Source organism: Brevundimonas sp. 'scallop', assembly GCF_011045535.1.
In the GTDB taxonomy this organism is placed as follows: Bacteria; Pseudomonadota; Alphaproteobacteria; order Caulobacterales; family Caulobacteraceae; genus Brevundimonas; species Brevundimonas vesicularis.
This window is the reverse complement of the sequence record NZ_CP039382.1, coordinates 2,036,154-2,053,804: the sequence shown is the minus strand read 5'-3', so window position 1 is coordinate 2,053,804 and position 17,651 is coordinate 2,036,154. Positions and strand designations below refer to the sequence as shown.

At 65.8% G+C, this 17,651-nt stretch carries 14 protein-coding genes; 7 read left to right on the top strand and 7 right to left on the bottom strand.

Features of this window, described 5'->3' with window-relative positions; all coding sequences use genetic code 11:
• Window positions 1-44: 44 nt before the first annotated feature.
• On the bottom strand, window positions 45-770 hold the full coding sequence (locus tag E4341_RS10265) for a fatty acid desaturase (RefSeq protein ID WP_240893525.1): 726 nt from the start codon (window positions 768-770) through the stop codon (window positions 45-47).
• Between the two features lie 80 nt (window positions 771-850).
• Between E4341_RS10265 and crtY the strand changes: the two genes are divergently transcribed.
• From crtY to E4341_RS10250, 3 genes are read left to right on the top strand one after another with little or no spacing between them, the layout of a single operon-like run.
• On the top strand, window positions 851-2,017 hold the full coding sequence (gene crtY / locus E4341_RS10260) for a lycopene beta-cyclase CrtY (protein WP_165117079.1): 1,167 nt from the start codon (window positions 851-853) through the stop codon (window positions 2,015-2,017).
• On the top strand, window positions 2,017-3,498 hold the full coding sequence (locus E4341_RS10255) for a phytoene desaturase (RefSeq protein WP_165117077.1): 1,482 nt from the start codon (window positions 2,017-2,019) through the stop codon (window positions 3,496-3,498). Before crtY ends, E4341_RS10255 begins: the two co-directional genes overlap by 1 nt.
• Window positions 3,495-4,427 carry a phytoene/squalene synthase family protein gene (locus tag E4341_RS10250; protein ID WP_066626564.1) on the top strand — a complete coding sequence of 311 codons (933 nt, stop codon included), beginning with the start codon at window positions 3,495-3,497 and terminating at the stop codon, window positions 4,425-4,427. The genes E4341_RS10255 and E4341_RS10250 overlap by 4 nt, the downstream gene beginning before the upstream one ends.
• 3 nt (window positions 4,428-4,430) lie before the next feature.
• Here E4341_RS10250 and E4341_RS10245 read toward each other — a convergent pair whose 3' ends face one another.
• The 3 genes from E4341_RS10245 to E4341_RS10235 are packed head-to-tail and all read right to left on the bottom strand — an operon-like array spanning window position 4,431 to window position 7,298.
• Window positions 4,431-5,498: an ABC transporter permease gene (locus tag E4341_RS10245; protein ID WP_205751272.1), complete on the bottom strand. Its 1,068-nt coding sequence runs from the start codon at window positions 5,496-5,498 to the stop codon at window positions 4,431-4,433.
• Complete coding sequence (locus E4341_RS10240) at window positions 5,495-6,412, bottom strand: ABC transporter ATP-binding protein (protein WP_165117073.1); 918 nt, start codon at window positions 6,410-6,412, stop codon at window positions 5,495-5,497. The genes E4341_RS10245 and E4341_RS10240 overlap by 4 nt, the downstream gene beginning before the upstream one ends.
• A complete protein-coding gene (locus tag E4341_RS10235; RefSeq protein ID WP_165117071.1) occupies window positions 6,402-7,298 on the bottom strand; it encodes a polyprenyl synthetase family protein in 897 nt (298 codons plus the stop codon). Before E4341_RS10235 ends, E4341_RS10240 begins: the two co-directional genes overlap by 11 nt.
• Window positions 7,299-7,408: 110 nt before the next feature.
• Between E4341_RS10235 and fni the strand changes: the two genes are divergently transcribed.
• On the top strand, window positions 7,409-8,452 hold the full coding sequence (fni, locus tag E4341_RS10230; RefSeq protein ID WP_165117069.1) for a type 2 isopentenyl-diphosphate Delta-isomerase: 1,044 nt from the start codon (window positions 7,409-7,411) through the stop codon (window positions 8,450-8,452).
• Here fni and E4341_RS10225 read toward each other — a convergent pair.
• The gene (locus E4341_RS10225) at window positions 8,419-8,904 is read right to left on the bottom strand and encodes a sterol desaturase family protein (protein WP_165117067.1); all 486 of its coding nucleotides are present in this window, start codon (window positions 8,902-8,904) and stop codon (window positions 8,419-8,421) included. The two genes, fni and E4341_RS10225, sit on opposite strands and share 34 nt — an antisense overlap.
• Before the next feature lie 74 nt (window positions 8,905-8,978).
• On the opposite strand from E4341_RS10225, the gene E4341_RS10220 reads away from it, so the two are divergent.
• On the top strand, window positions 8,979-9,713 hold the full coding sequence (locus E4341_RS10220) for a sterol desaturase family protein (RefSeq protein WP_165117065.1): 735 nt from the start codon (window positions 8,979-8,981) through the stop codon (window positions 9,711-9,713).
• 36 nt (window positions 9,714-9,749) lie between these two features.
• Here the strand turns inward: E4341_RS10220 and E4341_RS10215 are convergent, their stop codons facing one another.
• A complete protein-coding gene (locus tag E4341_RS10215; RefSeq protein ID WP_370458447.1) occupies window positions 9,750-11,084 on the bottom strand; it encodes a sigma-54-dependent transcriptional regulator in 1,335 nt (444 codons plus the stop codon).
• On the bottom strand, window positions 11,081-12,727 hold the full coding sequence (locus E4341_RS10210) for an ATP-binding protein (protein WP_240893524.1): 1,647 nt from the start codon (window positions 12,725-12,727) through the stop codon (window positions 11,081-11,083). The genes E4341_RS10215 and E4341_RS10210 overlap by 4 nt, the downstream gene beginning before the upstream one ends.
• 422 nt (window positions 12,728-13,149) lie before the next feature.
• On the opposite strand from E4341_RS10210, the gene E4341_RS10205 reads away from it, so the two are divergent.
• Window positions 13,150-14,523 (top strand): dicarboxylate/amino acid:cation symporter, encoded by a 1,374-nt coding sequence (locus E4341_RS10205; protein ID WP_165117063.1) that lies wholly within the window; start codon window positions 13,150-13,152, stop codon window positions 14,521-14,523.
• 43 nt (window positions 14,524-14,566) lie between these two features.
• Window positions 14,567-17,638 (top strand): TonB-dependent receptor domain-containing protein, encoded by a 3,072-nt coding sequence (locus E4341_RS10200; RefSeq protein ID WP_165117061.1) that lies wholly within the window; start codon window positions 14,567-14,569, stop codon window positions 17,636-17,638.
• Window positions 17,639-17,651: the final 13 nt, after the last annotated feature.

Here is a 17,651-nt window from a genome sequence, read left to right as displayed (position 1 = left end):
GCTTCGTGCATCATGTCGCCGTTGAAAACGACCACCGGGGACGCCTAGCTGAACAAACTCCACCAGGGCTTCCAGGGGGTCAGATGGTGTTCGTGGTGACGGCCGAAGTGGAAGCAGGTCAGCAACGACAGGACCGGGCCGAAGGGGCTGGTGCGGGCGTTGTGGTGGTCGGGGAAGGCTTCGTCGGTATGCCTGTGAGGCAGCCAGGTGCCGAATGTGAAAAGCTGTAGCGCCGAGAGCAGGGCGGGCGCGGCCCAGAAGACCAGAAGGTTCGGCATTCGGGCGCCGAGGATGAGCACCGCGACGGCCACGAGCACCGTCAGAACGGCCAATTCTCGCCAGCCGAAATAGGTGCGGAAAAAGCCGTAGAACCAGGGCAGGAAGGCGCGTGGGGCGTCGGCGTGAAAGTCGGGATCGTCCGCCGTACCGGGCGCAGCGTGATGGGCGTGGTGTGCGGTCTTCAAAGGCGCGAACCGAAAGCCGGCATAGAGGGCCAGCGCCAGGCTGCCGATCGCCGTGTTCAGCCGTGGGCGTCCCGGGGCCAGCGAGCCGTGCATGGCGTCGTGGGCGACGATGAACAGGCCGACGGACAGCCAGGTCTGGACGGCGACGATCAGCGGAACGGTCAGGACGCTCCAGATCGTCCAGCGATGAAAATAGACGCCGTAGATGTGCAGGCTCAGCCAAGCCGCCGCGATCAGGCAAGCCAGCGTCAGACCGATCAGGGCCTGGTTCGGGACGACCCGTGACATTGGCGTGACGGCGGACATGGCGCGACACTTAGCGCATCGCGGCCCGGTAAGCATCCTGTTCGCTTGCCGCATGCGTCGTCGCGTGCCACCTGTCTGGAATGCAGGTCGACGCCTCTGACACTTCCGCGCCGGACCTTCTGCTGGTCGGCGGCGGCCTGGCCAATGGCTTGCTGGCGTTGCGGCTGTCGCAGGTCCGCCCTGATCTGGACGTGCGAATCGTCGAGGCGGCGCAGACCCTGGGCGGGGTCCACACCTGGTCCTTCTTCGACAGCGACCTGACGCAGGCGCAGCGCGACTGGATCGCGCCCTTGGTGGTGCATCGCTGGCCGGGATACAGCGTCCGTTTTCCCCAGTTCGAACGGGCGCTGTCGACCCCCTATTGCAGCGTCACGGCCGAACGGTTTGCGGCGGTGGTCGAGGCGGCCTTGCCCGGAAAGGTCATGCTGGGTGCGCCGGTCGCTTCGGTGTCGCCGACCGAAGCGGTGCTGGCTGATGGACGGCGTCTGAGCGCCAAGGCGGTGATCGATGGGCGCGGGCCAACCGCGACGCCGAATCTGGCGCTGGGTTTCCAGAAGTTCGTCGGGCTGGAGGTGCGGCTGGCGGCGCCGCACGGTCTGACCACGCCCATCGTCATGGACGCCTGCGTCGATCAGGCCGGGGGCTATCGGTTTCTCTACACCCTGCCGTTCGATGATCGCACGCTGCTGATCGAGGATACGCGCTACACCGATGGGGATGCGCTGGATCGCGCGGCCTTCCGGCAGGGCGTGCTAGATTACGCCCGCGCGAAGGGCTGGGAGATCGAGACGGTCTTGCGCGAAGAGGACGGCGTCCTGCCCGTGGCGCTCGATGGGGACATCGGCGCGCATTTGTCGCGGATGGGGCCGACGGCGCTCAGCGGCCTGCGCGCTGGGCTATTTCACCCGACCACCGGCTATTCCCTGCCGGACGCGGTGCGCCTGGCCGACCGGTTGGCGCGGGATTTCGAGCCGGCGACGACCGCTCAAGACATCCGCCGCCATGCGCATGACGTATGGGCCGGACGAGGCTTTTATCGGTTGCTGAACCGGATGCTATTCCGTGCGGCGCGGCCTGATGAGCGATACAAGGTGCTGGAGCGGTTCTATCGTCTGCCCCAGCCTTTGGTCGAACGATTCTACGCCGCTGGATCCACCCTCGCTGACAAGGCGCGGATCCTGAGTGGAAAACCCCCGGTGCCGATCGGCGCCGCACTGACCTGTATGGTCGAAAGAGGACGTGCGTGATGCGGGCTGCTGTAATCGGATCGGGCTTCGGAGGCTTGTCGCTGGCCATACGGCTGCAGTCGGCGGGCATTCAGACTACGGTGTTCGAGGCCCGCGATCTGGAGGGCGGCCGAGCTTACGTCTTCAAGGACAAGGGCTATACCTTCGACGCCGGTCCCACCGTCATCACCGACCCGTCAGCGCTGGAGGAACTGTTTGAGGCCAGCGGGCGTAAGCTGTCGGACTATGTCGAACTGCTGCCGGTCGCGCCCTTCTATCGGCTGTGCTGGGAAGACGGCGACGTCTTCGACTACGTCAACGATCAGGACGAGTTGGACCGCCAGATCGTGGCGCGCAATCCGGCCGACAAGGAAGGCTATCGCAAGTTCCTGGCCTATTCGCAGGACCTGCTGAAGGAAGGCTATCTGAAGCTGGGGGCCGTGCCGTTCCTGGACTTCGCCAGCATGGTCAAGGCGGCGCCGGAGCTGATGCGGCTTCAGGCCTGGCGGTCGGTCTATGACAAGGTCGCCAGCTATATTCAGGACGAGCACCTGCGTCAGGCGTTCAGCTTCCACTCCCTGCTGGTCGGCGGCAATCCGTTCGCCACCTCGTCGATCTATGCATTGATCCATGCGCTGGAGCGGCGCTGGGGCGTGTGGTTCCCGCGTGGCGGCACCGGAGCCCTGATCCAGGCCATGGTGCGTCTGCTCAAGGATCTGGGCGGGGAAGTCCGGCTGAACAGTCCCGTTCAGCGCATCACCATGGCGAACGGTCGTGCGACCGGCGTGGTGGTGAACGGCGAGACGCTGGCCTTCGACATGGTCGCCTCCAACGCCGACGTGGTTCACACCTATCAGCGCCTGCTGGGTCAGGAACCGCGCGGTCAGAAGGAGGGCGCCAAGCTGGCGTCGCGGCGTCACTCCATGTCGCTGTTTGTCATCTATTTCGGCCTGAAACGCGTCCACCCGGAGGTGCGACACCACACGGTGCTGTTCGGGCCGCGCTATCGCGAGCTGATCGCCGAAATCTTCAAGGGGCCGGACCTGCCCGATGACTTCTCGCTGTATCTGCATGCGCCGACGCGGACCGATCCGTCACTGGCGCCGGAAGGCTGCGACGCCTTCTATGTGCTTGCGCCCGTGCCACACCTGGCCTCGGCGGACATCGATTGGGAGGTCGAGGGGCCACGCTATCGCGACCGGATCCTGGCCTATCTGGAAGAACGCTACATCCCCGGTTTGACGGCGGATCTGGATACCTGCCGCATCTTCACGCCGGTCGATTTCCGCGACCAGCTGAACGCTCACCAGGGTTCGGCCTTCTCGCTGGAGCCGATCCTGACGCAGAGCGCCTGGTTCCGGGTGCATAACCGCGACGACCAGATCCCCAACCTCTATTTCGTGGGCGCCGGCACCCATCCAGGCGCGGGCGTGCCGGGCGTGGTCGGATCGGCCAAGGCCACCGCCGCCCTGATGATCGAGGACGCGAGGCAGCCGGCATGACCGACGCCGTCCTGGATCACAGCCGCCAGTCGATGGAGCAGGGGTCCAAGAGCTTCGCCGCCGCCGCGCGCCTGTTCCCGGCGGCGATCCGGGATGACGCCTGGATGCTGTATTCCTGGTGCCGGCACTGCGACGACGAGATCGACGGCCAGGTCCTGGGCCACGGTGCGGTCGGCATCGATCCGGTGCTGGCCGGCGAGAAGCTGGACGAACTGCGCCTGCGCACCGCCGCCGCCCTGGCCGGTGAGCCGCAGACGGACCCTGTCTTCACCGCCTTCCAGCGCGTGGCCATGCGTCATGGCATTCCAGCCGATGAGGCGATGGACCTGTTGCAAGGGTTCGAGATGGACGTGGTCGGCCGGCGTTACGATACGCTGGAGGACACGCTGGACTACGCCTATCACGTCGCCGGCGTCGTCGGGGTGATGATGGCGCGGATCATGGGGGTGGACGATGCGCCGACCTTGCGACGCGCTCAGGACCTGGGGCTGGCGTTCCAGCTAACGAACATCGCTCGCGACGTGGTCGAGGATGCTAAGGGTGGACGGGTCTATCTGCCCGGCGCCTGGCTGGACGAGGCGGGCGTGCCGCGCGACCAGGTCGATCAGCCCCAGCACCGCGCCGCCGTGGCGCGCACGGCCCAGCGCCTGGTCGCGGCGGCCGAACCCTTCTACGCCTCGGCCCGGTGGGGTTTGCGCGATCTGAACCCGCGCTCGGCCTGGGCCATCGCTACGGCGCGCGGCGTCTATCGTTCGATCGGCCGCCATGTGTCGCGCGCCGGCGTGAGCGCCTGGGACGGACGGACGTCGGTCGACAAGGCGGGCAAGCTGATGCTGTTGGGACGGGGTGGTCTGATCGCCCTGTGGTGCAAGACGCTGGACGCTTGGCGCGAGCCGCCGCCACGCCCGGCCTTGTGGACCCACGTCTGACGATCAGCGAGCCGCGCGCCGCCTCTCAAACATCAGGGCGATCGCAAGGCCGCCTGCGCCCAGGCTGGCCATGACCGCCCAGGCGGAGATGACGGTCGGGGTGAATTCGCCGCGCCAGATCACGGCCTGATAGGCCTCGATTGCCCAGGCGTGGGGCGTGATCAAGCCGAGATCGCGGAAGGCCTCGGGCATCAAAAAGCGCGGCGCCATCGATCCCCCCAGAGCGGCCAGCAGCAGGACCACGAAGGTCGTCAACGGCTGGGCCTGTTCGCGCGATCGACACGCTGCTGTCAGAGCCAAGGCCAGACCAGCGGCGCAGAAACCGACCGCCAAGGCAGTCATCGCAGCCGCCGCCATCTGCCAAGGCTCCAGGGCGGGCAGCTTGACCCAGGCCGCGACAAAGACCGCCGCCGACTGCATCACGCCCACCGCCGTCAGCCAGACGGCCCGCCCGCCAAGGATGGGCGCAAGGCCGCCGCGCGCCAGGGCCAGGCGTGACTGAAGACCGGACCGCCGCTCGTCCAGCCCGCCCATGGCCCCGTGCATGGCGGCGAAGAAGACGAACATGACGCTGACCGCGCCCGCATAATAGGTCGCCTGCACATCACCCTGGGGACCGATCTGCAGGGTCTGAACGTGCGACGCGGGTCGTGCGCCCTGACCCGACAGGGCGGCGGCCATCGGCTCCAGCCGCGCCTGAAGCGCCGACGCCGCCACGTCCCGGCCGGCGGCGGAAACGATCACCAGTTTTGGCGGTCCCTGCGTCGATGGACGAATCAGTATGCCCGCGTCAGCGCGACCGTCGATGACTGCGCGGTCGAAGGCCTCGCGATCGTCGACGATCCGAAGACGATCGCCCATGTCCTTCGACACCGCCTTGCGGATCGCCGCCGTCGCGGGCGTGCGCGACGCGTCCAGCAGGACGACTGTGGTGTCTATGTCGCCGCGCGCGCCCGCGCCGAAGATCGCCGCGAACAACAGATAGACCAGGGGCGGCAACAGCAGGGTCAGGATCACGCCTGCGCGGTCGCGCCAAAACCCTCTCGCCCAGGCGCCCGCCACCGCCATCATGACGGAGCCTGCGACAGCTGTGCGACCAGATCGTCCAGGCCGGGGCGACGCACGGCGACCTCGCCATCCTCGCCATCCACGACGGCGGCCAGCATCTGGGCGATGGCCAGTGCGTCCTCGCAGAGCCTACGCCACTCCAGCCCGTCCTCGGACGCGGTCAGCCCCGCCTGGGCGAACCATTGGGCGGCGGGGTCAGACGCCGGTCGCGTCAGGCGAATGCTGAGCAGCCGGGCTGAGCCGAATGCGCGATGAAGCAGGGCGTTCGGGGCGCCTTCCGCCAGAAGCCGTCCCTGCGCCAGGACGCCGATCCGGTCGGCCGTATCGGCGACGAAGATGGCGTCATGGCTGATCAGCAGGCAGCCGGCGCCCGCCTTTGCGGTTTCGCGCAGGGCGACCGACAGGACGCCGCGGGTCGTCGAATCCACCCCTTCCGTCGGCTCGTCGGCGATCAGCAGGCGCGGTTGTCCGACCAGGGCGGCGCTGAGGTTGGCGCGCCGCTTCCATCCGCCGGACAATGTGCGCACCGGCTGGTCCGCGCGCGGGCCGCAGCCGGTCAGGTCGAGCGCGCGGTTCACCGCCGCGCCGCGATCACGCTTGGGCACGCCGCAAAGCCGGGCCGTCACATCGACGTTCTCACGCGGCGACAGGGCTGGGAACAGGGCGCTGTCCTGCGGCGCCAGCCCGATGCGTCCGCGTGGCCCGCCGCCTTCGCCCAGGACCACACGCCCGCGCCGAGCGGGCAGCAGACCCGAAGCGACACGCGCCACAGTGGACTTGCCCGCGCCATTCGCCCCGAGCAGGGCATAGACCTCGCCCGCAGCGATGCTCAGGCTGAAGTCACGCAGCACGGGTCGGCCGTCGTAGCCCGCATCGATCCCGCTCAGCGACAGGGCCGGCGCGACGTCAGACCCCAAGTTCGGCCTGCTGGAATAGGTCCAGGACGTACAGGGCCAGGGGGCTGTCATGGCCGACCGCCTCGACCGCCTTGGCCAAGGATTGCCGCACCGCCGCACGGGTCCGGCATTCGCCCCACAGATCGACGAAGGTGGTGGTGTCGTCGTCCTGACCCACGTCCTTGCCGACCGCATCGACGGTCGAACAGACATCCAGCAGATCGTCGCAGAGCTGGAAGGCGAAGCCGATCGCCTCCCCGAAGACCGACAGCCGCGCCAGATCCTGTGCATCGCCGCCGCCGAGCAGACCGCCGCCGCGCGCGGTGGCGACAAACAGGGTGCCGGTTTTCAGATCGTTGATCTGGCGCAACGCGGTTTCGTCGCGATCCTTCGCGTCGTCGCGCAGGTCGCGCATCTGACCCTCGGACAGACCCTCGAAGCCGATCGCCTGCGTCAAAAGGTCCAGGGCCGCCAGACGCGTTTCCGCCGGCGCCGGGGTCCGCAGCACCAGACGTGTGGCCTGGTTCAACAGGGCCACGGCCGCCAGAACCGCCGTATCCTCGCCGTGGCGACGGTGCAGGGTCGGCTGGCCCCGACGCAGCGAGGCGTCGTCCATGCACGGCAGATCGTCCAGAACCAGCGACGCGGCATGAACCATTTCCAGCGCGCAGGCGTAGTCCATGGCGTCTTCCGGCTCGCCGCCGACATGCGCCGCCGCCAGCATGGCCAGCACCGGCCGGACGCGTTTTCCCTGTCCCAGCAAGGCCTCGCGGGCCGCCGTGGACAGCAGGCCGTCGTGCGCCGGGGCGACCTCGGCCAGGCGCGCCTGAACCTGCAGACGTAGATCGTCGGGTTCGCAGGATGCGCCCGCCAGAGGCGGTTGGCGCCGGATGCCGACGATGGCCATACAGATCTCCCATTGTCGTCGACGTCGCGTTGCGACCACGCGCCGAACCTTTATGATGCCCATACGGCATCACGACCGCGTCGGATGCAACCCGCCAGGAGCCGTTTGCGATGTCCACCGACGCCGATGCCTTGATCCGGCGCAAGGACGAACACATCGACCACGTGCGGGCCGGACGAGGCGTCAGCCAGACGACATCGGGTCTGGACGCGGTCCGTTTCGTTCATGACGCCCTGCCGGATCTGGATCACGACGCCATCGATCTGGCGACGCGCTTTTTGGGGCGACGGGTCGCCTTGCCGTTCCTGATCAGTTCGATGACCGGCGGGCCGTCGCGGGCCGAGGCGATCAATGCGCGGCTGGCTGAGGCCGCCCAGGCCCTGGGCGTCGTTCTGGCGGTCGGCTCGCAGCGTGTGGCGTTGGAGACGGACGGCGGTTTGGGTCTAGGACTAGATCTGCGACGCCGGGCCCCCGATGCGATGATCCTGGCCAATCTGGGCGCCGTGCAGTTCGCCCTGGGCTATGGCGTCGACGAGGCGCGGCGGGCCATGGAGATGATCGGCGCCGACGCCCTGATCCTTCATCTGAACCCGTTGCAAGAAGGCGTTCAGCCCGAGGGCGATCGCGATTGGCGCGGTGTGGCGCGAGGCATCGAGCAGGTTGCGGCGGCCTTCCCGGGCCGTCTGATCGTCAAGGAGACCGGCGCCGGCCTGTCGGCCGACGTGGCGCGCCGTTTGGCTGATATGGGCGTCGCTGCGTTGGACGTCGCCGGGGCGGGGGGCACCAACTGGGGCCTGATCGAAGGCGCGCGAGCCACGGGCGGTCGGGCGGAAGCGCTGGCCGCGCCCTTCGCCGGCTGGGGCGTACCGACGGCGCGCAGCCTGCTAGACTGCGCCCAGGCGGCGCCGGAACTGGATCTGATCGGGTCGGGCGGCATCCGCGACGGGCTAGATGCGGCGCGTGCGATCCGGCTGGGCGCCTGTCTGGTCGGCCAGGCGGCCGGGGTGCTCGAGGCGGCGCTGACTTCGACCGAGGCCGTGGTGGATCACCTGGATCTGATGGCGGCTCAGCTTAGGCTGGCCTGCTTCTGCACCGGGTCGGCGGACCTCGCCGCACTGGCTCAGGCGCCGTTGCTGGAAGCGCCGCGCTTCTGAGACAGTTCGGCCTTCAGCGCACGCGCCGACCGCACCCACAAAAAGCCGAACGACACGCAGCCTTCGCGCGTCCGCACTGCGTGATGCAGCCGGTGGGCCTGAATGCGCCGCGTCCAGAACCCCGAGCGCCCTGCGACCCCCGTCGGGAAACGGCGATGCACCAGTCCGTCGTGGAAGAAGAAATAGACCAGTCCATAGGCCGTGACGCCCAGGCCGATCGGCAGCGCCCAAGGCCACAGATGCAGGCCCAAGGCGACGAGGATGATGGCCGGGGCGGCGAACACCACGGCGAACAGGTCGTTCGTTTCCAGCACGTCGTCGTGCGGCTCATGATGGCTGCGGTGCCAGGTCCAAAGCAGGCCGTGCATGACGTAGCGATGCATCGCCCAGGCGAAGACCTCCATCCCCAAGAAGGTGGCGAGGAACAGCAGGATCATCGTCGGCCAGGGCATGACCCCATCATAGGCGCTTTACGGACCGCGCGTCACGACTTGACCCGGCGCGACGTTTCGCCGTCTGTGCGCCCATGTTGAAGGACCTGTTCGTCACCACCCTCGCGCTCAGCCTGATCATCGGCGTGCGCTATCTGCTGGTCGGCGTTGTGACCCATGGCTTGCTGTGGGGCGGGGCGGGACGGGGGCGTCAGTTGAACCACAGGCCGCCGGTGCCGAAACGCATCCGCGCCGAAGTCATCGCGTCCTTGATCGCGTGCCCGATCTACGCCTTGCCGGCCGCACTCGTCATAGAGCTCTGGAAGCGCGGCGGGACGGCGATCTACGATGACATCCATGCCTGGCCGCTGTGGTGGCTGCCCGTCAGCTTCATCGTCTACATGCTGACCCACGACGCCTTCTACTATTGGGTCCACCGCGGGCTGCACCACCCGCGCATCTTCCCCTGGGCCCACGCCGAACATCATCGGTCGCGCGATCCCAGCGCCTTCGCCTCCTTCGCCTTCGATCCGGCCGAAGCGATCGCCACGGCCTGGTTCCTGCCGGCCCTGACCCTCTTCATTCCCATTCATTGGGGCGTAGCGCTGGCGCTGCTGACTCTGATGACCGCAACCGCCGTACTAAATCACGCAGGCCGAGAAATCTGGCCGGCGTCCTGGCTGAAACGCGCCCCCCTGCGCTGGATGATCACCGCCACCCATCACGACGCGCACCACAAACGCTTCAACGGCAACTATGGCCTGTATTTCCAGATGTGGGACCGATGGGCAGGCAGCGAGATTTCTTCCGCTCGAAGGAAGAGAGGCTGAGACGCCACCGTTTTGAACCCGGATTGTCGGGCGTTCTCAGCGGAAGTCGGCGGGCTTCAGGCCATGCCGCTGCAGTTTGTCGTACAGCGTCTTTCTCGGAACCTGCATTTCGGCGAGCACTGCGGATATGTCCCCACGATGGGACTGTAGCGCGTCGCGCAGCAGTTCGGCTTCGAATCTGTTGACGCGGTCGGGAAGACTCAGGCCGCCATCGGGCGCGCGGATCGTGTCGTCGAGCGACAAGGCGACGCGTTCGGCGAAATGCGCCAGTTCGCGGATATTGCCGGGCCAATCGGCCTCGACCAACAGGCGTCTTACGCTGTCGCTTATAGAGGGGGTGTCGACGCCGTGGCGGTCCGCAGCGCGACGCAGGAAGTGGGCGAATAGCAGGGGAATATCTTCTCGCCGTTCGCGCAGAGGCGGTACGCGAAGTCGCACCACGTTCAAACGGTAATAGAGGTCTTCGCGGAAAGCGCCCGCGCGCGCAGCCTCGCCCAAATCGATCTTTGACGACGCCATGACACGCAAATCCAACGCGCGGGGCTCATTGGCTCCGATCGGATGGACCTCGCGTTCTTCCAGGACACGCAGAATCTTGACCTGGACGGCCAGAGGCATGCTCTCGACCTCGTCCAGAAACAGTGAGCCGTTGTGCGCCCGTTCGACGTGCCCGACCCGGCGGCGTAAGGCTCCAGCGAAGGCGCCGAGTTCGTGGCCAAACAGTTCGCTCTCGATCAGCCCGTCGGGCAGCGCGCCGCAGTTCACGGCGACGAACGGCGCCAATCGTCGCCGGCCGCCGTTGTGCAGGGCGCGCGCAACAGCCTCCTTTCCCGTCCCAGTTTCGCCTTCGATCAACACGTCCATCCGGGCGTCGGCGATCTGGGTGATGGTGGCGCGAAGTGCGGTGATGGCGCGAGACGATCCCGCCAAAGGCAGTTCCTGTCCGCTGTCCGAGGCCATAGCCAGCAAGCGACGGTTTTCCAGCACCAGGCCGCGTTTTTCCAGCGCGCGGTTCAAGCTGTCTTGAAGGCGCTCAAACGGAAAGGGCTTGGCGACAAAGTCGTAGGCGCCGTCCTTCATCGCTGCGACGGCGTCGGTGATGTCGCCATGACCAGTGATCATGATGATCGGCAGGGCGGCGTCCAACGCTTGCAGGCGGCTGAGCAACTGGCGGCCATCAAGGCCAGGCATCCGCAGGTCGGTGATCACTACGCCCGGGAAATCGGCGTCGATCGCTCTCAATGCAGGTTCGGCCCCTGGAAAAGGGCGGACGTCGTAACCTTCCAAGGTCAGGCGCTCGACCAAGGCATGGCGGAAATCGGCGTCGTCCTCGATCAGGGCGACGGCAGTGGGGCGGGCAAACTCCATCATGCGATCCTCAACGTGGCGACAAAGGTCGCGCCGACGTCCTCGTCGACCAAGTCGAGCTCGCCGCCGAAACCGGCGATTAGATCTCGACAGATGACCAAACCCAAGCCGAGGCCATTTGCGCGTGTGGTGACAAAGGGCGTGAACAGTTGGGCGCGCACAGCGGGAGGGACGCCAGGACCATTGTCGGAAATGCTCAATCGAACACGGTAGTTATCGCGCAAGACTTTCAGCGTTAGTCGCGGCCGATCGCAGCCTTCCAGCGCTTCTGAAGCGTTCTTGACCAGATTGACGATCACCTGTTCCAGGCGAAAGCGGTCGGCGCGCACTGTGACGTCTGCGTCGCCTTCGCGGATCAATTCGACGCCGCCCTCGTCCAATCGGCCGCGCGTCAGCAGCAAGGCGCCGTAGATCGCGTCTTCCAGACGGACGATGCCGATTTTGGGATCTGACTTTCTGGAAAAGACCCTTAGGCCCTCGGTGATGGCGCCGATGCGCTGGGTCAGGTCGCTGATCCGCGCCAACGCGCCACGCGCCTTGGCGGGGTCGTCGCGGTCAAGCAGAACGCCGGCAGTCTCTGCCTGTGTCTGGATAGCGGCGACGGGTTGGTTGATCTCATGCGCCACGCTGGCGACGATCTGCCCCAGGGCGGCGAGTTTGCTGGCTTGGACCAGTTCGTCACGCAGCAGTTCGCGTGCGGTCTCGGCTTGGCGGCGTTCCTCGATCTGACGATTGAGGGCGGCATTGGCGTTACGAAGCTCGTGGGTCCGTTCGTCGATCAGCCTTTCCAATTCCAGCCGCGCCTCTTCCTCGGCGCGGGCGCGGACAAGGGCCTGTTGGCGACGACGCAGGAGCACGACGATTACGCCTGCCAGCAGGGTGACGATCAGGGCTGCAAGCGCCCGTGCGGTTGCGACGGCCGTTCCAATGGGTCCGCGATCCGGCGACAGCAGGTGCAGGGTCCAGCCGGGCGTTTCCGTTGGGATCGCCGCATGCATCCAGCGTTGCTCACGGCCATCGACTGGAGCCTGGATCAGACGCGGTCGATCATTGGTGGGCGTTACAAAGGGGAGGGGACGCAAAGCCTCGGGTTGAAGCGTCTGATCGGTCAATGTCAGCCGCCGTCGACGTTCGTCCAGCGCTTCTGTGGTGCGGAAACGCCATGCCGGCACGCTGGTGATCAGCACGACGCCGCCGGGATCGACCACATAGGCCGGCTCACCCGACGCGCGCCATTCGGCCTCGAGAGCGGCGAACTCGACCTTGACCACGACGACGCCCACGGCGGAGCCGCTCGACCCGTCAACGCGCCGCGCCAGATAGAGTCCGGGTCGGCCGGACACGGTGCCCAAGGCGAAGAATTCCGCCTGGCCCTGGCGCATGGCATTGATGAAATAAGGGCGAAACCCATAGTCGGCGCCGACGAAACTGGTCGGCAGGCGCCAGTTGCTGGCGGCGCGGGTCCGGCCGTTGGCGTCGATGATATAGATGGCGGCGGCCCGTGTCTGACGCGCCAAAGTCTCCAGTTTAAGGCTGACAGGATCGCCCTTGGCAGTCTGCGGGGCGCTCAGCAGGGCGGCGATGTCGGGATCGCTCGCCAACGCCAGGGGCAGGGAGCGGTGCTTCTCCAGTTCGCTGCGTAGCACGGCCGCGTGCAGGGCGGCGGCCGCCTCTGTCTGCCGAGCCAGTTCAATACTAGCGTCACGCCGAGAGACCTCGCCCGCCCCGAAAGCCGCCAGGACGGCAATCGTGAACCAAGCTCCCGCCGTTATCAGCCAACGGGAGCGCCAAGGTTTTCGAGCCGAGCCTATGACAGGTGAATGCTGCACATTCCTAGTGTGCGGATAATCGCACGTAAGGGCCAGTCGCCTGGGTGAAAAACCGCACAGATATCTCGATAAACGCTCCCGCTTTCATAGAAAGTGCTTGGTTATCATAAAGATGGAGACGTTCGATCAAGCGCTTTCGCGATGATGGTTCTCGTTGGAAGCTCTATCCAACGGAGCGTGGCGAAGATCGCGCCCATCGAGGAGACTGCGGGATCACCCCCGCACATCAGGAGCCCTTCGTGATCTCAATACCATCAGAGGCCGCGCCGGTCGTTCGCCGGCCGTTCTATCGTCACCTGTATTTCCAGGTGCTGATCGCTATCGCGCTCGGCGCTCTGATCGGTCACTTCTGGCCGACATTCGGCGAAAGCCTGAAGCCGCTGGGCGACGGATTCATCAAACTGGTGAAGATGGTCATCGCGCCAGTGATCTTCCTGACCATTGTGACCGGCATCGCGGGCATGCGTGATCTTGGAAGCGTCGGTCGCGTCGCCGCCAAGGCCTTCGCATACTTCCTGGTCTTCTCGACTCTGGCTCTGATCGTGGGCCTCATCATCGCCAATCTGGTGCGTCCGGGCCATGGTCTGAACATCGACCCGGCGACGTTGAACGCCGGCGCCGTCGAGCAGTATGCGGCGGCCGCGCACGAGAGCACGATCGTCGGCTTCCTGATGGGCGTCATTCCCGACACGCTGGTCAGCGCCTTCTCGACCGGCAACATCCTGCAGGTTCTGTTCGTGTCGATCCTGTTTGGCCTCGCCCTGGCGTTGGTGGGAGAGCGGGCCCAGCCTGTGGTCGATCTGTTTGAGACGCTCAGCCTTGCCGTGTTCAAGCTGGTCGCCATCGTGATGAAGGCCGCGCCCATCGGCGCCTTCGGAGCCTTCGCCTTTACGATCGGCGCCTACGGCATCGCATCGATCGCCAATCTGGCCGCCTTGATCGTGACCTTCTACGTCACCGCGATCATCTTCGTCGTGGGCGTGCTGGGGCTGGTGGGCGTCGCCAACGGCTTCAACATTCTCAAGCTGATCCGTTACCTCAAGGAAGAGCTTCTGCTGGTGCTGGGCACTTCCAGTTCAGAAGCGGCCTTGCCCAGCCTGATCTCCAAGATGGAACGCGCGGGCGCCGCCAAGTCGGTCGTCGGCCTGGTCGTGCCGACCGGCTATTCGTTCAATCTAGACGGCACCAACATCTATATGACGATGGCTGCTCTGTTCATTGCTCAGGCGCTGAACATCGAACTCACCATCTGGCAGCAGATCACGCTCCTGCTGGTCGCCATGCTCAGCTCAAAAGGCGCAGCGGGCATTACGGGCGCGGGCTTCATCACCTTGGCGGCGACCCTGTCGGTCGTGCCGGATGTGCCAGTCGCAGGCATGGCGCTGATCCTGGGCATCGATCGCTTCATGAGCGAATGCCGGGCCCTGACCAACTTCATCGGCAACGCCGTGGCCACCATCGTCGTGGCCCGCTGGGAAAACGCGCTGGATCGCGACGCCCTGACGGCCGCGCTGGACGGACATCCCTTGCCGGTGGCGGCGCTGCCTGCCCTGCGGCGGGGCCTGGAGACGATCTGGTTCTCGCCAAGGACTGACGGCGAGAACGACTTTTGAATGACGGGACCGCCGACATAACGACGGCCCGGGAGGAGGAAACATGAAGATGCAATCCAAGTTCGCACTTATGGCGGGCGCGGCCTCGGCTGTCCTGCTGATCTCGGCGGGAGCGGCTCTGGCTCAGGACGCCGCGCCTCAATCCGCGCCAGCGCAGGAGGGCGAGGCGGCGCAGGTCGAGGACATCGTCGTCGTCGGCTCTCAAATCCGCGGCGCCTCCACCACGGCGGCTCTGCCGGTGACCGTCGTCACGCAGGAAGAAATCATCGCGACCGGCGCCGTCAGCGGCGATGATCTGCTGCGGTCCATTCCCCAGATGGGTGATGTGCTGTTCTCCAGCGCCAACAATCCTCAAACCTCGAACGCAGCGCGAGGCGACGTCAACTCGGTCAATCTGCGCTCGCTGGGCGTGGGCAACACCCTGGTGCTCTTGAACGGACGTCGGATCGTTCAGCACCCTACCAGCCAAGGGACGTCAGACACCGGCACGGTGCCGGTGCTCAGCTACAACTCCAACGCCATTCCGGTCTCGGGGTTGGAGCGGTTGGAGGTTCTGCTGGACGGCGCCGCCGCCATCTATGGCGCGGATGCGGTCGCGGGCGTCGTGAACACTGTGCTTCAGCAGGATTTCGATGGCTTGGAGATGAAGGCCCAGTACGGCGGCGCGGAGGGCACGCATCGCCGAGAGTTCACCTTCGGAATGTTTGCCGGCAAGGATTTCGAGCGGGGCAATCTGTCTGGCTTCCTCGACTACACCAACCGCACCGCCCAGCAGGCCAGCGACGAGCCCTATACCGCCTCGGACGACCGCCGCAGCCTGTTCGCCAACGTGCCGGGATATGAGAATTCGACCGACACCGACGGGCGCTCTTCCTATACAGCCTGGGCCAACTTCCAGACGCCATTCCAGGTCCGTCGAGGCACGACGGCCCTGACGACAGGCGCCGGGGCCTTCCATAATCAGCCTTCCAGCTTTGGCTGCACCGCGCCGGTCGGCGGCGACGTCTGCTTGGCCAGCGGCAACATCAGCTACAGCGGCGCCGGCCGCGAGTTGCGCTATGACGGGGCGCGGGGCACCACCCAATCGCCGGACATCGAACGGTTGAACCTGTTCGTGTCGGGTCACTACGATCTCGACAACGGCGTCACGGCCTTTGGTGAACTCGGCTATTACACGGCATCGACCCAGAACATTCAGCCGCCGACCATCCTGCTGAATCCGCTCTGGATCCCAGCCAGCAACTACTGGAATCCGTTCGGCCCCGTCACCTTCGCCGACGGCACGCGCAATCCCAATCGTCTCGCAGGCCTGACAAACGTCCCGACAGCCGGGACGGCCGTTAAACTGGTTCGGTATCGCTTCAACGATCTCGGCGCCCAAGTTGTGGACGTCGACAACTGGCAGTCCCGCTTCTTGGGCGGCCTGCGGGGCGAATGGCGCGGCTTCGATTGGGAAAGCGCGCTGCTGTATTCGGAAGCCGAGGCCACCGACAGCTCGAACGCCGTCAATCTGACCGCGCTTCAGGCCAATCTCGCCCTGTCGACGCCCGACGCCTACAATCCGTTCAGCGGCGGGTGTGTGAACGACACCAGCTTTGGCGACTGCACGCCCAGTTCTCAGGCCGCGATCGACGCCATCACGACCGACCTGACGCGGGTGTCCAAGACCACGCTGGCGCTGTGGGACTTCAAGGTCAGCCGTCCCGATGTCTTCACCCTGCCGGGCGGACCTGTCGGTATGGCCCTGGGCGTCGAGGCGCGCCGTGAGACCCAGCGTGACGACCGCGACGCTGATCTGGACGGCACCAACGTCTTCCGCGACAGCGTGTCGGGCGAGATCAGCCAGTCCAACATCGCTGCGGTCAGTTCAAACCCCGATACCTACGGCAAGCGCGAGGTCTATTCGGCCTATGTCGAGTTTGCGGTGCCTGTCGTTTCGCCGGAGATGAACATCCCGCTTGTTCGCAGTCTCGATTTCCAACTGGCCGGTCGATACGAGCACTATTCCGACTTCGGCGATGTGGCTAAGCCCAAGATCGCCATGGCCTGGGACCTGGTCGAGGGCGTCCGCGTCCGAGGCTCATATTCCGAGGGGTTCCGCGCCCCGAACCTGGAACAGACCAACGCGGCGCAGTACGGGCGTCTGTCCACCAATAACGATTACATCCGCTGCGAGGCCGATCTGCGCCTGGGTCGGATCACCAACTTCAATCAATGTTCGCAACCCGCCAGCGCCTCGCTGCTGGTATCGGGCAATCCCGAGCTTCAGCCCGAGGAAAGCAGGAACCAGTCCATCGGCCTGGTTTTGCAGCCTTGGTTCATTCCCGAGCAGTTCGGCCGCTTCACCTTCACGCTGGACCGCTGGAAGATCGAGCAAGAGAAGATCGTCGGTCTGCTGGGCGCGCAGTCGAACGTCGTGCTGGACTACCTGAACATCCTGAACGGCACGCGGAACAACAACGTCAACCGGGCGGCGGTGACGGCCGACGACATCGCCTTCTTCCAGGGGAGCGGAATCACTCCCGTCGGACAGATCGTCTCGGTCGAAGACCAGTTCATCAACCTGCTGCCGCAGACGGTGGAGGGTCTCGACATCGGTCTTCAGTGGCGACTGCGCGGCACGCCCTGGGGCAACTTCCGCGCCAGCGTGAATGCGGCGCATCTGACGAAGTTCGACCGTTCTCCCGGCCCTTTGGTCGAGTCGCTGTTCGCGGCGCGTGAAGCCGGTCAGATCAACGCGAATACACCGCTGCCGATCTCTCAGACCCTGCTGGCTCGCAACGGCCGGCCGGAATGGCGGGTGACGGGCTCGTTCACCTGGTCGCAAGGGCCATGGCAGGTGGGCGCATTCACCCAATACAACAGCGCCGTCACCGAAACCGGCTTCCTCAGCGCCCAGGGCGATCCCTGGCAGGTCGATAGTCAGATCACTGGCAATCTGTATGGTCAGTATGAGTTCGGCGACAACGCTGGCTTTGCGTCCGGCACAACGGTTCGCCTGGGGGCTCGTAACATCACTGACGAGCAGCCGCCGTTGACTTCATCGGGCTATCTGGGTGCGCTCTACAATCCCTACGGCCGCTACTGGTACGCCAACATCTCCAAGACGTTCTAAGAGGGGAGAGGCG

Bases quoted from the DNA above. Each gene is read 5' to 3' on its own strand.
- E4341_RS10225 (WP_165117067.1), bottom strand. From the start codon at position 8,904: ATGCCCTGGCCGACGATGATCCTGCTGTTCCTCGCCACCTTCTTGGGG.
- E4341_RS10220 (WP_165117065.1), top strand. From the start codon at position 8,979: ATGTTGAAGGACCTGTTCGTCACCACCCTCGCGCTCAGCCTGATCATC.
- crtY (WP_165117079.1), top strand. From the start codon at position 851: ATGCAGGTCGACGCCTCTGACACTTCCGCGCCGGACCTTCTGCTGGTC.
- E4341_RS10250 (WP_066626564.1), top strand. From the start codon at position 3,495: ATGACCGACGCCGTCCTGGATCACAGCCGCCAGTCGATGGAGCAGGGG.
- fni (WP_165117069.1), top strand. From the start codon at position 7,409: ATGTCCACCGACGCCGATGCCTTGATCCGGCGCAAGGACGAACACATC.
- E4341_RS10245 (WP_205751272.1), bottom strand. From the start codon at position 5,498: ATGATGGCGGTGGCGGGCGCCTGGGCGAGAGGGTTTTGGCGCGACCGC.
- E4341_RS10215 (WP_370458447.1), bottom strand. From the start codon at position 11,084: ATGATGGAGTTTGCCCGCCCCACTGCCGTCGCCCTGATCGAGGACGAC.
- E4341_RS10235 (WP_165117071.1), bottom strand. From the start codon at position 7,298: ATGGCCATCGTCGGCATCCGGCGCCAACCGCCTCTGGCGGGCGCATCC.
- E4341_RS10200 (WP_165117061.1), top strand. From the start codon at position 14,567: ATGAAGATGCAATCCAAGTTCGCACTTATGGCGGGCGCGGCCTCGGCT.
- E4341_RS10255 (WP_165117077.1), top strand. From the start codon at position 2,017: ATGCGGGCTGCTGTAATCGGATCGGGCTTCGGAGGCTTGTCGCTGGCC.
- E4341_RS10265 (WP_240893525.1), bottom strand. From the start codon at position 770: ATGTCCGCCGTCACGCCAATGTCACGGGTCGTCCCGAACCAGGCCCTG.